The organism is Actinophytocola sp. (assembly GCF_035634895.1).
In the GTDB taxonomy this organism is placed as follows: domain Bacteria; phylum Actinomycetota; class Actinomycetes; order Mycobacteriales; family Pseudonocardiaceae; genus Actinophytocola.
In genome coordinates this window covers 20,082-33,497 of the sequence record NZ_DASQCC010000061.1, presented here as the reverse complement: position 1 = coordinate 33,497, position 13,416 = coordinate 20,082, and the positions used below count along the sequence as shown (strand labels likewise).

Annotated in this window: 11 protein-coding genes; 4 read left to right on the top strand and 7 right to left on the bottom strand. The window is 71.3% G+C overall.

Annotated features, from left to right (window positions below):
• Positions 1-11: 11 nt before the first annotated feature.
• Positions 12-995 carry a quinone oxidoreductase gene (locus VET29_RS08735; RefSeq protein WP_324917252.1) on the top strand — a complete coding sequence of 328 codons (984 nt, stop codon included), beginning with the start codon at positions 12-14 and terminating at the stop codon, positions 993-995.
• A gap of 38 nt (positions 996-1,033) precedes the next feature.
• Here VET29_RS08735 and VET29_RS08730 read toward each other — a convergent pair whose 3' ends face one another.
• On the bottom strand, positions 1,034-1,513 hold the full coding sequence (locus VET29_RS08730; protein WP_324917249.1) for a MarR family winged helix-turn-helix transcriptional regulator: 480 nt from the start codon (positions 1,511-1,513) through the stop codon (positions 1,034-1,036).
• Between the two features lie 107 nt (positions 1,514-1,620).
• Between VET29_RS08730 and VET29_RS08725 the strand changes: the two genes are divergently transcribed.
• Positions 1,621-2,571 (top strand): zinc-binding alcohol dehydrogenase family protein, encoded by a 951-nt coding sequence (locus tag VET29_RS08725; protein ID WP_324917246.1) that lies wholly within the window; start codon positions 1,621-1,623, stop codon positions 2,569-2,571.
• 255 nt (positions 2,572-2,826) lie between these two features.
• Here VET29_RS08725 and dpgD read toward each other — a convergent pair whose 3' ends face one another.
• Genes dpgD through dpgA form a run of 6 tightly spaced genes read right to left on the bottom strand, consistent with a single transcriptional unit; the run spans position 2,827 to position 9,681 of the window.
• Positions 2,827-3,615: an enoyl-CoA-hydratase DpgD gene (gene dpgD, locus VET29_RS08720; protein ID WP_324917243.1), complete on the bottom strand. Its 789-nt coding sequence runs from the start codon at positions 3,613-3,615 to the stop codon at positions 2,827-2,829.
• The gene (locus tag VET29_RS08715) at positions 3,609-5,036 is read right to left on the bottom strand and encodes an aldehyde dehydrogenase family protein (RefSeq protein WP_324917240.1); all 1,428 of its coding nucleotides are present in this window, start codon (positions 5,034-5,036) and stop codon (positions 3,609-3,611) included. The genes dpgD and VET29_RS08715 overlap by 7 nt, the downstream gene beginning before the upstream one ends.
• Positions 5,033-6,661: a thiamine pyrophosphate-binding protein gene (locus VET29_RS08710; protein ID WP_324917237.1), complete on the bottom strand. Its 1,629-nt coding sequence runs from the start codon at positions 6,659-6,661 to the stop codon at positions 5,033-5,035. The genes VET29_RS08715 and VET29_RS08710 overlap by 4 nt, the downstream gene beginning before the upstream one ends.
• A 1-nt stretch (position 6,662) precedes the next feature.
• Positions 6,663-7,844 carry a (3,5-dihydroxyphenyl)acetyl-CoA 1,2-dioxygenase DpgC gene (gene dpgC, locus VET29_RS08705; protein ID WP_324917234.1) on the bottom strand — a complete coding sequence of 394 codons (1,182 nt, stop codon included), beginning with the start codon at positions 7,842-7,844 and terminating at the stop codon, positions 6,663-6,665.
• Positions 7,841-8,551 (bottom strand): enoyl-CoA-hydratase DpgB, encoded by a 711-nt coding sequence (gene dpgB / locus VET29_RS08700; protein WP_324917231.1) that lies wholly within the window; start codon positions 8,549-8,551, stop codon positions 7,841-7,843. Before dpgB ends, dpgC begins: the two co-directional genes overlap by 4 nt.
• A 20-nt stretch (positions 8,552-8,571) precedes the next feature.
• Entirely contained in the window at positions 8,572-9,681 is a 1,110-nt protein-coding gene (gene dpgA, locus VET29_RS08695; RefSeq protein ID WP_324917270.1) for a 3,5-dihydroxyphenylacetyl-CoA synthase DpgA, read from the bottom strand.
• Between the two features lie 237 nt (positions 9,682-9,918).
• Here dpgA and VET29_RS08690 point away from each other — a divergent pair, with 237 nt between their 5' ends.
• Both VET29_RS08690 and VET29_RS08685 read left to right on the top strand, forming a co-directional pair.
• Positions 9,919-12,573 carry an AMP-binding protein gene (locus tag VET29_RS08690; RefSeq protein WP_324917228.1) on the top strand — a complete coding sequence of 885 codons (2,655 nt, stop codon included), beginning with the start codon at positions 9,919-9,921 and terminating at the stop codon, positions 12,571-12,573.
• Positions 12,574-12,666: 93 nt separating this feature from the next.
• On the top strand, positions 12,667-13,413 hold the full coding sequence (locus tag VET29_RS08685) for a thioesterase II family protein (protein ID WP_324917225.1): 747 nt from the start codon (positions 12,667-12,669) through the stop codon (positions 13,411-13,413).
• The last annotated feature ends 3 nt before the right edge of the window (positions 13,414-13,416 follow it).

The window sequence follows — 13,416 nt, the reverse complement described above, 5'->3', positions numbered from 1 at the left end:
GCTCGTACGACATGAAGATCATCAGGCAGCATGCCTTCGGCGGCCCGGAGGTCCTGCGACTCGAGGACCTGACCCTGCCGCCGCTCGAAGAGGGCGAGGTGCTGCTGCGCACCGAGGCGGCCGCGGTCACCTTCTTCGACATCATGAACCGGCGCGGGCAGCTGTCCGAGCAGGAGTACTACGAGCAGGACGCGCTGCTCCCGCTCTCACCCGGCTACCAGGGCGCCGGTCACGTCGAGGAGGTCGGCCCCGGCGTGACCGACTTCCAGGTCGGCGACCGGGTGGCGTGGGCCATGGCCGACGGCGCCTACGCGACGCACGTGGTCGCGCCGGCGGCGGTCGTGGTGCCGGTGCCCGAGGGCGTCGACCTCGGCGAGGCGGCCGGGGTGCTCATCCAGGGCCTGCTGGCCTACAAGATCACCCACGAGGCGCACCCGCTGGAGCCGGGCGACTGGGTCATGGTGCAGGCGGCCGCCGGCGGCGTCGGCTCGCTGATCACGCAGTACGCGAAGCGGCGTGGTGCGCGGGTGATCGGCGTGGTGTCCAGCGAGCACAAGGTGGCCGTGGCGAAGGAGGCGGGCGCCGACGAGGTCGTCCTGTCCACCGGTGACGTGGTCGCCGATGTCAAGCGGATCACCGGAAAGGGCGTCGCGGTCGTCTACGACGGCGCCGGCAGGGACACCTTCGACACCAACCTGGACAGTCTGGCGCCACGCGGGTACCTGATCGTCTACGGGCAGGCGAGCGGGTTCGTCCCGCCGTTCGACCTGATGCGGCTCAACGACAAGGGCTCGCTGTTCGTCACCCGGTTCTGCCTGCCGCACTACTTCGACGAGTGGCCGCCGAAGGAGTTCCTGGCCGAGCTGTTCGAGCAGATGCGCACCGGTGAGATCGTCGTCCGGATCGACGGCCGTTACCCGCTCGCGGACGCGGCGGCGGCCCACAAGGCAGTGGAGTCAAGGGAATCGGCGGGGCGGGTCCTACTAGTGCCCTGATGTCCGGTATCCAACCCGGTGTCCGCCCCTACCAGCCCCTATTGCGCCCGATCACCTCTGACGCCTGAGCGCGCCCAGGCGTTAGCTTCTGTGTAAGCGCGGATGGAGGTGGTCAACTTGGTCAGGAGCCGGGTCAGGGTGGCTATGTCCCGTTCGCTCCAGTCGGCCGTGATCTCGGCGAGGCCCCGGCCACGGGTCTCGCCGAGCACGGCGAGCATCCTGCGGCCGGCCCTGGTCACGGACGCCTCCATGACCCGCTGGTCGGACGGGCTCCTGGCGCGGGTGATCAGGCCGCGTTCCTCCAGCTTCGCGAGTTGCCTGCTGATGGTGGAGTGGTTCAGGTTCGCCTGCGCGGCCAGCTCGACGACGCCGATCCGTGCCACGGCGCCGATCCGCGTCAGCAGGGGGAACAGCGCACGGTCCAGGTCGACGCCGGCCCGCTCGATGAGGGTCGAGTGGAACCGGGGCTTGTTCATCAGCTCCATGGCCTCGGTCAGCGCCGCCTGCAGGTCACTCATTCCGTGCATCATAGACGGAAAGTCCGCCGAAGAAACCCCGTGCATGATGCACGGGTACCGTGCTACGATTTCCGTGCATCATGCACGGGAGAGATGGAGGGTCCGCAATGGACGCAGCAGTGGTTCGTGAACTGGGCAGGGCACCCGAGTTCGGCCAGTTCGACGAGCCGGTGCCGGGCGAGGGTGAGGTGCTGATCACGGTCAAGGCCGCGGCACTGAACCCGTCGACGAAGGCCACCGCCTCGGGCGCGCACTACGCGAGCCAGAAGCAGGTCCCGTTCGTCGTGGGCCTGGACGGCGTTGGCGTGCTGGAGGACGGGAAGCGCGTGTTCTTCGGCGGCCCGCGCGCCCCGTTCGGCACGTTCGCGCAGAAGGCCGTCGCGCACCAGGCCCGCTGCTGGCCGATCCCCGACGCCGTCGACGACGTGACCGCCGCCGCCATCCCGAACCCCGCCCTGTCCTCCTGGCTGCCGATGGTGCACCAGGCGAAGGTGGAGCCCGGCCAGACCGTCCTCGTGCTGGGTGCCACCGGTACCGCGGGGAAGCTGGCCATTCAGATCGCCAAGCTGCTGGGGGCGGGCCGCGTCGTGGCCGCGGGCCGCAACGAGGAGATCCTGTCCACGCTGCCGTCACTGGGGGCGGACGCGACGATTCAGCTGGACCAGCCGCATGACCAGCTGGTGAAGGCGTTCAGCCAGGAGCCGGGTTTCCACACGGTGCTGGATTTCGTGTGGGGCAAGCCGACCGAGGCCCTGCTGGCGGCGCTCACCCGCCCGGACTTCGACGCCGACTCGTTCGCCACCAAGATCGTCCAGATCGGCGAGGGCGCCGGCCCGACCATCACCCTCCCGGCAGCAGCACTACGGTCGGCCGGCCTGACCATCGTCGGCACCGGCATGCCCCCCTTCCAACTCTTCCTCGACACCTTCGCCAAGGCGATGGAGTACGCAGCCGCCGGCACCCTCAAAGTCGACACCGCCCCCACCCACCTCTCAGAAATCGCCACAGCCTGGGAAACCGGCGACAAAAACGGAAAACGCGTAGTAATCATCCCCTAACCCCCACCCACGCACACACAAAAGCCGACCGGCCCCAAGCCGGTCGGCTTTTCTCACAGTCCGCACCAACACGGGACTCGGTACGTTCGAACGCGGGACTCGCGGGGTTGTTTCGAACTTCGCGAGTCCCGCATTCGCGCATAGCGAGTCCCGCGTTGAGGCATGGCGAGTCCCGCGTTCGTGCATACCGAGCTGTGGTTTGCCCGGGATTGTCGTATCACCAGGCCGCCGCTCGATCGCGGCTTCCGTGGCTCGTCAGCAACCACGCCAACGGGGGGTACGCTTCTCCACGAACGACCGCGGGCCCTCTTCGGCGTCCGCGCTGGCCGTTCTCTTCTCCTCCCAGACGAACCGGGTGGCGAAGGCCTGTTCCACGGGCATGGTCAGTGCCCGGCCGGCCGCCTCCTTCACCGCGCGGACGGACAGGGGAGCGGCACGCAACAGATCCTCGAGCCACCCCTCCACACACGACTCCAGCTCCGCGGCCGGGACCACGTCGTTGACCAGACCCAAGGACAGGGCCCGGGCCGCCGTCAGACGCCTGCCGGTCATCAGGTAGCCCAACGCGGTACGGTACGGAAGCTGTTGCGTCAGGCGGAAAACCCCGCCCGCGCCGGCGATCAGGCCCAGTCTCGCCTCCGGGAGGGCGAACTCGGCCGTGTCGACCGCGACGATGATGTCCGCCGCCAGTGCCAGTTCGAAACCCCCGCCCAGTGCCAGACCGTTGACGGCCGCCACCACCGGCTTGGCGAAACCGAAACGCTCCGTCAGCCTTGGCCAGCCTGGCTTGTCCCGGCTGCCGAACGTGGACGCCGACGTGCCCGCCTCGATCCGGCGGACGAGTTCCTTCAGGTCCTGGCCCACCGAGAACGCCCGGTCGCCGGCCCCGGTCAGCAGCGCCACCCAGATGTCGTCGTCGGCCTCGATGTCGTCCCACGCCGACCGGAGCTCCTCGTGCATCGCCAGGTTCATGGCGTTCAGCACTTCCGGACGGTTGAGCGTGATCCTGGCGACGTGGCCGGACTTCTCGTACTTGATCACCATGGGTACCGGACCGGGGACCTGTTGGTCGTGCGCCACTGCCAGCGGGTGAACTCGTCCCAGCTCTGCTCCGCGCCGTGCCGGGCGCCGTTGCCGGACGCGCCCATGCCGCCGTGTGGCACATGTGCCGCGTCGTTGATCGTCTGGTCGTTGACGTGCACCATGCCCACGCGCAGCCGGTCCGCGATCGCCTCGCCTCGGGACAGGTCGGCGGTGTGGATGGCCGCGCACAGGCCGTACTCGGTGTCGTTCGCCAGCGCCACCGCCTCGTCGTCACTGTCCACCACGGTGACCGGGGCGACCGGGCCGAAAATCTCCTCGCCGAACGCCGGCATGCCCGGGGTCACGCCCGACAGCACCGTCGGCAGGTAGCACGGGCCGGCCGCCCTGCCGCCCGCCAGCAGCTTCGCGCCGGCGCCCACCGTGGCCGCGACGATCGAGTCCACTCTGGACAGTTGGGCCGCGTTGATCAGCGGACCGAGGTCGACATCCGTCGACGGGTCGCCGACCCGCAACGCGTGTGCCTTCGCGGTGAGCTTGATCAGGTACTCCTCCGCCACCGCACGATGCACGATGTGGCGGCCCGCCTGCATGCAGATCTGCCCGGAGTGGAAGAACGACCCCCACGCGCCGGCCGCCGCGGCCGCGTCCACGTCCGCGTCGTCCAGAACCAGGAACGGGTTGTTTCCGCCCAGCTCCAACGAGACACGCTTGAGCAGGCGGCCGGCCGTCTCGCCGATCCGCCGCCCCACCGCGCTCGAGCCCGTGAACGCGATCATCGCGACGTCCGGGTGACTCACCAGCGTCTCGCCCGGGGTGGCGTCCCCGGGCAGCACGTGCAGCACACCCGCCGGCAGACCGGCCTCCGCGAACACGCGGGCGATCACGTGCCCACCGCACACCGGCGTGTGCACGTCCGGCTTCAGCACCACCGCGTTGCCCAGTGCCACCGCCGGCGCCAGTGCCCGCATCGCCAGCAGCAGCGGCACGTTCCACGGGCTGATCACGCCGACCACCCCGTGCGGCACCCGCGTCGCCAGGCTCCGCTCGCCCGGCCCGGCCGCCAGCACGTGCCCGGGCGGCTGGGTCGCGACCGCCGCGGCCGTCCACAGCTCGTCGATGCTCGCGCCGACCTCGTACTCGGCCTTCCCGCGCACCGCACCGCCCTCGCGGACCAGCCAGCCGACGACCTCCTCGCGGTGCACGGTCAGCACCTGCGCGGCATTGCGCATGATCTCCGCACGGCCGTGCGCCGGCGTCGCCGCCCAGGCCGGGGCGGCGGCCGTGGCCGCCGCGATCGCCTGCTTCATGTCGTCGGCGTCGGCGAGCCCGACGGTCGCGAGATGCTCACCGGTGGCCGGGTTGGTCACCCGGAGCCTGCCGCCGGCGGTGGCCGGAACGGTGTCGAGGTTGACGAGAGTCATGCGGTCCTCCCCTCGTGCCCGGTGATCGGAACGTCGACCAACAGCGGGCCGTCGGCGATGGCGGACTTCGCCACCACCTCGCGCAGGTGGTCGGTGTCGGTCACCCGCACCGTGTCGATGCCGAAGAACTCGGCGGCATGCGTGAAGTCCAGGTGGCCGATGTCCAGGCCCACATAGCGCCCGGTACTGCCCCACGAGTCCAGGGTCTGCTTCAGCGTCCGGTACTCCCCGTTGTTCATCACCAGGAACGTCACCGGCACCCGGTACCGCGCGGCCGTCCACAGTCCCTGCAGGCCGAACATCGCGCACCCGTCGCCCAGCACGGCGATCGTCGGGTGTTCCGGCGCCCCCATCCGGTGGCCGACGGCCATGCCGATGCCGTTGCCGAGCCCACCGCCGACCGTGTGGACGAGCGAACCGGGCCGGTCGAGCCGAAGCACCTCACGCAGCAGCACCCCGGTCGTGATGGCCTCCTCGATGACCACGGCGTCGGCCGGCAACCCGGCGGCGATCGCGCCGACGGCACCGTAGGGGTCCAGCGGCGCGGCGCCCGCGGCGGCTCGGACCCGCCGGTCCACCTCGACCGCGCGTGCCAGACTTTCCCTGCGTGCCAACGCGACCCTGGTACTGGCGGGCGAGAAGTCGCCGATCAGATGTGCCAGCTCACGCAGGCTCGGACCCAGCGCGCCCTGCAACCCCAGCCGTACCGGGAAGTTCCGCCCCAGCTCGGCGGGATCGGTGTCCAGCTGCACGACCTCGGCGGTCGGCGGGATGGCCGGCCCCGGCGTGTAGTGGTGTGCCATGAAGGCATGCGTGCCGACGATGAACACCACGTCGTGGCCGGCCAGCCGCTCCCGGATGCCGGCGTTGGTCGGCGGCAGGATCCCGGCGTGCAGCGGATGGCCGGCCGGGAAGTCCACCTCGTCGTGCATCGGCTGGTGGTAGACGGTCGCGCCGATCGCCTCGGCCACCGCCACCAGGTCGGCCACCGCGCCGTCCCGGCCGACGCCGTCGCCGGCCACGATCGCCGGCCGGTGCGCAGCACACAGGATGTCCGCCGCCTCCGGCAGCCCGGCCGCGGGCGGCAGCCCGGCCACGGTGGACCTTCGCGGCACGGCGACGTCGGTGTCCTCGGTGAGCAGGTCCATCGGGATGGACAGGAACACCGGACCCGCCGGTGGCGCCGCGGCCGCGGCGAACGCGCGGCGCAGCATGATCGGCAGGTCGTACGCGTGTTGCACGTCGAACGTCTGCTTCACCGCCGCCCTGGCGAGCCCGACCAGGTCGCCCGAGAGCATCGGGTCGCTCGCCAGGTGCCGCCGGTCCTGCTGGCCGGCGGTGACCACGAGCGGCGTGCGTGACCGGCTCGCGTTCAGCAGGCCGACGAGCCCGTTCGCCAGCCCGGCCGCGATGTGCAGGCTGACGAACGCGGGGCGGCGGGTCGCGCGGGCGTACCCGGCGGCCATCGCCACGAGCGGACCCTCGTGCACGCCGAGGACGTACTCGAGGTCGTCCACCTCGGACAGCGCGTCGGTGAACGGCAGCTCGCTGGTGCCCGGGTTGCCGAAGATCGTCGTCACACCTTCGTCGCGCAGGATCGCGAGCATGGCGTCGATGGGACGCATGTCAGGCCACGTCCTTGGCACGCCAGCCGTTGTCCACCTTGTCCAGCACGTCCGCGCCGTACAGGCGCAGCGCCTGCTGCAGCGCGAACTCGGCCATGTACTCCCGGAAGTGCGACATGGACTCCTCGGACGTGTGCAGCATGTGCCGGTTGGGTGCCACGGCGGGCGCCGCCAGCCGCGAGGCCGCGTCGGCCACCGCCCTGTCCATCGTGGACGGTTCGACCACCTCGTCGAACATGCCCTCCGAGCCGGGTTCCCCCGCGTACAGCCGGCGACCGGACAGGATGACCTGCCTGGTCACCCGGCCGCCGACCAGGCGGGCCAGGCGGAGGTTCCCCGCGCCGGGCACGATGCCCTCCTGCGCGGCCGGCAGGCTGACGAACGCGCCGTGCTCCGCGATGACGTAGTCGAACAGCAGCAACAGCTGCATGCCACCGCCGATGGCGAACGTGTCGACCGCCGCCACCCACGGCTTCTCCAGGACCTTCGTGCGCCACTCGCCCTCGATCAGCACGCCGCGGTAGATCTTGCTCAGGTAACCGATCTCGCGGCGCATCAGGAAGCGGAGGTAGGAGATCCGCCCGGCGTGCAGCTCCCGCAGGTTGATGCCCGCGCTGAACACCCGGCGCCCGGCGTACTTCGGGTGCGTCATCACCGCGCCACGCAGCACGCAGACGCGGACCGCCGGGTCCAGGAGCGCGATGTCGACCGCGGTCTCCATGTCCTCGACGTGCTCGTTGGTCTCCGCGTTGAGACAGTGTTCGTTGTGGACGGTCAGGTGCGCGACGTCGCCCTCCCGGCGCATCCGCACCGCGCCGAGGTCGGCGTACCCGGTGTCCTCGAACCGGGGGAGCAGCCGCAGCGCGCGTGGCGTCGGCGCCAGCATCGACTCGAGCAGGTGCGTGCCGGCCACCTCGTCGGACAGCACGTGGTGCAGGAAGATGCCCTGGTCGATCTCGCGACCGAGCTTTTCCCGCTGTGGCAGGGCGTCCTCGGCCGCCATCTCGTCGGCGGACGGGACGAGGCCGGGGTACTGCTCGGCCGCGGTGGCCACCAGCTCGTCGTGACGCAACCGCCTGGTGTACCCGAGGGTCAGCTCCTCGTAGACCGTGCGGGCGTTGTCCCGCATGAACGCGGTCCGCCTGTTCCTCGTCTCGTCCGAGACGGATGAGTCGAAGATCATGCGCGGGCCTGCCGTAAGGCGCGGTCGCAGGCGGCCAGGTGGGCGCCGAGCGACTCCTCGAAGCTCGTGGTGGTCGCGTCCAGGAGCAGCCGGCGGCGGATCGCGAGCTCGGCGCCGGACAGGCCGGACAGCAGCGTCGCGGCGTAACCGACCGCCTCGGGCAGCTCGTTGGTGCCGTCGACGACCTCGTCGACGATGCCCATCCTGGCCGCGTTGGCCGCGTCGAGCGCGGTGCCGAACAGCACCAGCCTGCGGGCCTTCGCGACGCCGAGCTGGTTGGCGAGGCGGTGCACGGCCATGCCCGGCCAGGGCTGGCCGTGGTAGGTCGGCGGGTTCAGCCGCAGGTCGGCGGCGGCGATCCGGTGGTCGGCGACGAGCAGCAGCTCCAGCGCGGGTCCGGAGCAGGGGCCGTGCGCGGTGGCGATAACCGTGGCGGGCACCCGTTCCAGCCGGCGTAACACCCGCTCCCACTTGTTGACCACCGCCACGCTCACGTCGTCGCCCGGCCAGTGCCCGGCTCCGCCCGAGGCGTCGGCGAGCTCGACCACGACGGTGATCTCGTTGCCGATGTCCATGGCGTCCTCCGCGTGTTCGCAGAGTGCCTCGATGCCGGCGATGAGCGTGCTGGACAGCCCGCGCGACGTGTCGACGGGCAGGCGCGCGTCCTTGTTGGAGGATCGGTTGATGACGACGTCGCTGACGGTCATGGTGTTCTCCCTGGAGATTTTCAGTAGCGGACCAGAGCCGTTTCGATGGTCGAACCCGGGCCCATGGTCATGAGCACGCCGAGGTCACCCGGCACGACGACGCCCTCGTCGAGCAGCCGGGACAGGGAGAACAGGAACGAGCCGGACGAGAGGTTCCCGTAGTCCCGCAGGACACTGATCGTGTGCCGGACGTCGTGCCTGGTCAGGCCGAGGTTGACGGCCACGGAGTCGATGACCTTCTTGCCGCCGGAGTGCACGATCCAGTGCGCGATGTCGCTGCGCCGCACCCCGGTCCCGGTCAGGAGCCGGTTGATGATCAGCTCGGCGTGGGCGCCGACGACGTAGGGCACGTCCCGGTCGAGGTAGAAACTGAACTTGCCGGCCTCGTCGTCCCAGTCGTAGCGCATCGCGTCGATTGCGTCCGGGATGAGACAGCTGGAGAACTTCAGCACCTCCGGCCCACTGCCGCCGTTCTCGCCGGCCCCCGGGCCGTCGTAGGGCTCGGCACGCATCGCGACCGCCGCGGCGCCGTCGCCGAAGAGGCTGTTCACCACCGACGTGCGCATCGTCCCGTCGAACACGTACGCGGCCGAGCAGGCCTCGACGCACAGCATGATCGCGATCCGGCCGGGGTGCGCGCGGGCCCAGCCCGCGACCGCGTTCAGCCCGTTCAGGCCGGCGTTGCAACCCATCCCGACCACGTCCAGCCGGCTCGTGTGCACCGAGAGCCCCATCTCGGCGATGATCCGCGCGGACAGGCCGGGCGTGAGGAACCCCGTGGTGGTGACGCAGGTCAGGTAGCCGATGTCGTCCATCGTGTACCCGGTCCGGTCGAGCACCGCCGCGATCGCCCGCGAGCCCATGTCGATCGCCGTGCCGCGGTGCTTGCGCAGCAACTGGCCCTGGGTCTCCTGGGGCATCGTGCCGTCCGGGAGGCGTTCCGGCAGTGTCAGGAACCGGCGCTCGATCGCGCTGTTCATGAATACCGAACGGATACGCTCGTCGGTCACGCCGAAAATGTCGACCAGTTCCGACTGCGCATATGAGTTCGGTGGCGTCGCGGTCGCGATACCGAGGATCTTCGAGGCCGGCCCCGGTCCGGTCAACCCAGGTGAGTACGCCGGCTCCACACGAGGCGAGACGGCGATCGTGGACAGTTGTCCGGTCACTTCATCCCCTTTCTCTGGTGGGCTTGGAAGTGATTGGACTGGCTGTTGTGAAGGTAGCCGGGCGGATTGCACAGTGGGTGGGTACAGCGCGCGGGGAAATGGTGGTCGCGCATTTCTTAGGGGGAGCAAGGGGGTCGGTTGGGGTGTCTGGCGCCACAGGTGGGCTGCGACGGTGGTGAGCGCGGGAAAGGAGACGCCGTGCGCACCGAGCTGATCCGGCCGCTGCCGGAGCTGATGAAGGTCAATGCCGCGCGAGTGGGTGATCGGGTCGCGTTCGCCGACGCCGGCCGCGCGGTGACACACGCCCAGCTGGCGAACACCACGGCCCGTCTGGCCGGGCATCTCGCCGAGCACGGGCTGCGCCCCGGCGGACGGGCGGCGGTACACCTGCCGGGCGGCGTGGACATGGTCGAATGCTGTCTCGCGATCACCCGGGCCGGCGGGATCTGCGTGCCGGTGGATCCCCGTGCCCCGGCCGAGGAGCTGGGGTTCCTGCTCGAGGACTCCGGGGCCGGGCTGGTCATCACCGACACGGCCGGACTGCCGGTGGTCGAGGGGCTTGCCGGCCGCTGGGCCGTGCTCGTCGTCGGGGACGACGCACCGGAGCGGCGGTCGGTCCGGCGGCTTCTTACCACGGAAGCGCCGGCGCCGCGCGACGATCTGGGGTTGAGCGAGCCCGCCTGGCTGATGTACACGTCCGGGACCACGGGGCCGCCCAAGGGCGTGCTGACCAGCCAGCGCAACTGCCTGTGGTCGGTCGCCGCCTGCTACGCGCCGATCCTCGGCCTGTCCGCCGACGACCACCTGCTCTGCCCGCTGCCGCTGCACCACAGCCTCGCGCAGGTGCTCGGCGTGGTCGGCACGGTCGCCACCGGCGCCGCGGCCACGCTCGCCGACGGGATCACCGCCGACGTCGTGCTCGACGCGTTGCGCACGGGGCGGCACACGTTCCTCGTCGGCGCCCCCGCGTTCTACGCCGACCTGCTGCGCCGCGCCGACCGGCCGGTGCGGGCGGCCATGTCCCGGCTGCGCGTCTGCCTGTCCACCGGGGCGATCGCCGCGCCCGCGCTGTCCGCCGAGTTCGCCGAGACGTTCGGCGTGCCGCTGCTGAACAGCTACGGCGCCACCGAGACCTCCGGCCCGATCACGGTGAGCTGGACCGACGGCGGCACCCCCGGCGGGTCGGCAGGGCTGCCGGTGCCCGGTCTCGCCGTGCGTGTGGTCGACCCGTCGACCGGCGACGACACCGCGCCCGGCGCCGAGGGTGAGGTGCTGGTGCGGGGCCCGAACCTGATGCTCGGCTACCACGACCGCCCACGTGACTCGGACGCCGCGGTGCGGGACGGCTGGTACCGCACCGGGGACCTGGCCACGCTCGACGTCAACGGGCACCTGCGGATCAACGGCCGGCTCGCCGAGCTGATCACGACCGGCGGCGAGCGCACCCACCCGGAGGAGATCGAGGCCGTGCTGCGTGCGGTGCCCGGCGTGGCCGACGCGGCCGTCGTCGGCCGGCCGCACGAGGTGCTCGGCGAGGTCCCCGTCGCGTTCGTGGCACCCGGGCCGGCCGGGTTCGACCAGGACCGGGTGCTCGCCGCGTGCTCCAGGGCGTTGCCGAGGGCCAAGGTGCCGGCCGAGGTGTTCGAGATCGACGCCGTGCCCCGGTCGCGGTCGGGGAAGGTCGCCAGGCACCGGTTGCACACGTTGCCGGCCAAGCTGCGCGCGGTCGGCGGCACCCACTACGAGATGCTCTACCGGCTGGACTGGACCCCGTTGCTGGATCGCGGTGCCGGGCCCGCCGGCCTGCGGGTGGTCGAGTTCGAGGAGGCCGTGGCGCAGGGCGGCGCGCCGGACCTGGTGGTGCTGCGCGCACCGGTCGACCTGGGGACGGCCGGCGCGCTGACCATCGCGGAGCAGGTCGGCACCTGGCTCGCCTACCCGTGGCCGGCCGGCACCCGCCTGGTCGTGGTGACCACCGCCGCGGTCGCGGCGTACCCGGGCGAGCGCGTCACCGGTCTCGGCGGGCCCGTGCTGTGGGGCCTCGCCACCGCCGCGCAGCGGGACACCGACAGTCTGTTGGTGATCGACAGTGATGTTCCGCTGGAGCATCGGGCCATCGCCGAGCTCGGCGGGATCGGGCGGCCACGGCTCGCGGTGCGGGGTGGGGTGCCGCTCGTGCCGGAGCTGGCGCGGGTGGGCACCGGGCAGAACGGCGGTATCCGCCTGCGCCAGCCGGGAACCGTGCTGGTCACCGGCGGGGCCTCTGGCCTGGGCCGCGAGTTCGCCAAGCATCTGGTGACCGCGCACGGCGCACGCAGCCTGGTGCTGACCGTGCCGGCCGGCAGCCGTCCCGAGCGGTACACAGTGGACAGTCTGACCCGGCCGGAGGTAACCGTGCGCACAGTTGCGGTCGATCATGCCGACCGCGCCGCGCTGGCGGGGCTGCTCGCCGGGATCCCGAAGGACGCCCCGCTGACCGCGGTCGTGCACGCCGCCGGGCTGGACTCGGGCGGCCTGCTCTCCGCCGCGGTCGCCGAGGAACCGGCCGTGGCGCTGCACCGCAGGATCACCCCGGCCGTGTACCTGCACGAACTGACCGCCGGGCTGGACCTTCCGGTGTTCGTCATGGTGTCCGCGGCCGGGCAGGTGCCCGGTCACGCGGAGGCGGCGGTGGACGCCTGCCTGGGGGCCGTCGCCGGTACGCGGCACCTGACCGGCCAGCAGGCGTTGGCGCTGACCGTCGGACTGGACACCGGTATCTCTGTTCAGGAAACCATGGCCATGTTCGACGCGGCGCTGCGTGCCGGCACGCCTCGGCTGATCGCGATGCGGGCCCCGGAACACAGGGGCTAACAGGGGTGGCGTCCCGGGGTGAAGAGGGGGCGAAACTCGAAAACGCGGACGTACCTTTTCCGTATGCCTGTGAACAGCAGTCGGGAAGCTTGGGTGCGGAGCTTTCACGCGGCCGACGAGAGTGCGGCGGTCGTGTTGTGCCTGCCGCACGCGGGTGGTTCCGCGAGCTACTTCTACCCGATGTCCGACGCGCTCTCGCCCTGGGTCGACGTGCGCGCGGTGCAGTACCCCGGCCGGCAGGACCGCCGCGCCGAGCCCTGCATCGACAGCATCCCCCTGCTCGCCGACGCGATCTTCGTCGCGTTGAGCGAGGAACGGGACGACCGGCCACTCGTCCTCTTCGGACACAGCATGGGCGCGACGGTCGGCTTCGAGCTGGCCAGACGCCTGACCGCGGCCGGCCGTCCACCGGCCGCGGTGCTCGTCTCCGCGCGCACCGCGCCGGCACGCAACGTCGACCACGGCGTGCACCGGCTGCCGGACGCGGGTGTGGTCGCCGAGCTGGGCAAGCTCAACGGCACGTCGGGGGTGCTGCTGGAGGACGTCGAGCTGCTGTCGATGATCCTGCCGGCGATCCGTGCCGACTACCGTGCCGTCGAGACCTACCACTGCGCGCCGGACGTCACGGTCTCCTGCCCGATCATCGCGCTGACCGGTGACGACGACCCCAAGACCAGCATCGCCGACGCCGCCGCCTGGTCGGCGCACACCACGAGCGACTTCGAGCTGAAGGTGTTCCCCGGTGGTCACTTCTACCTGCAGGACAACGGGAACCGGCAGGCGGTCGCCGCGACGGTGCGGGCCGCGGCCGACGCGGCGAGCGGCCGGGCTGTCGCCTGATCC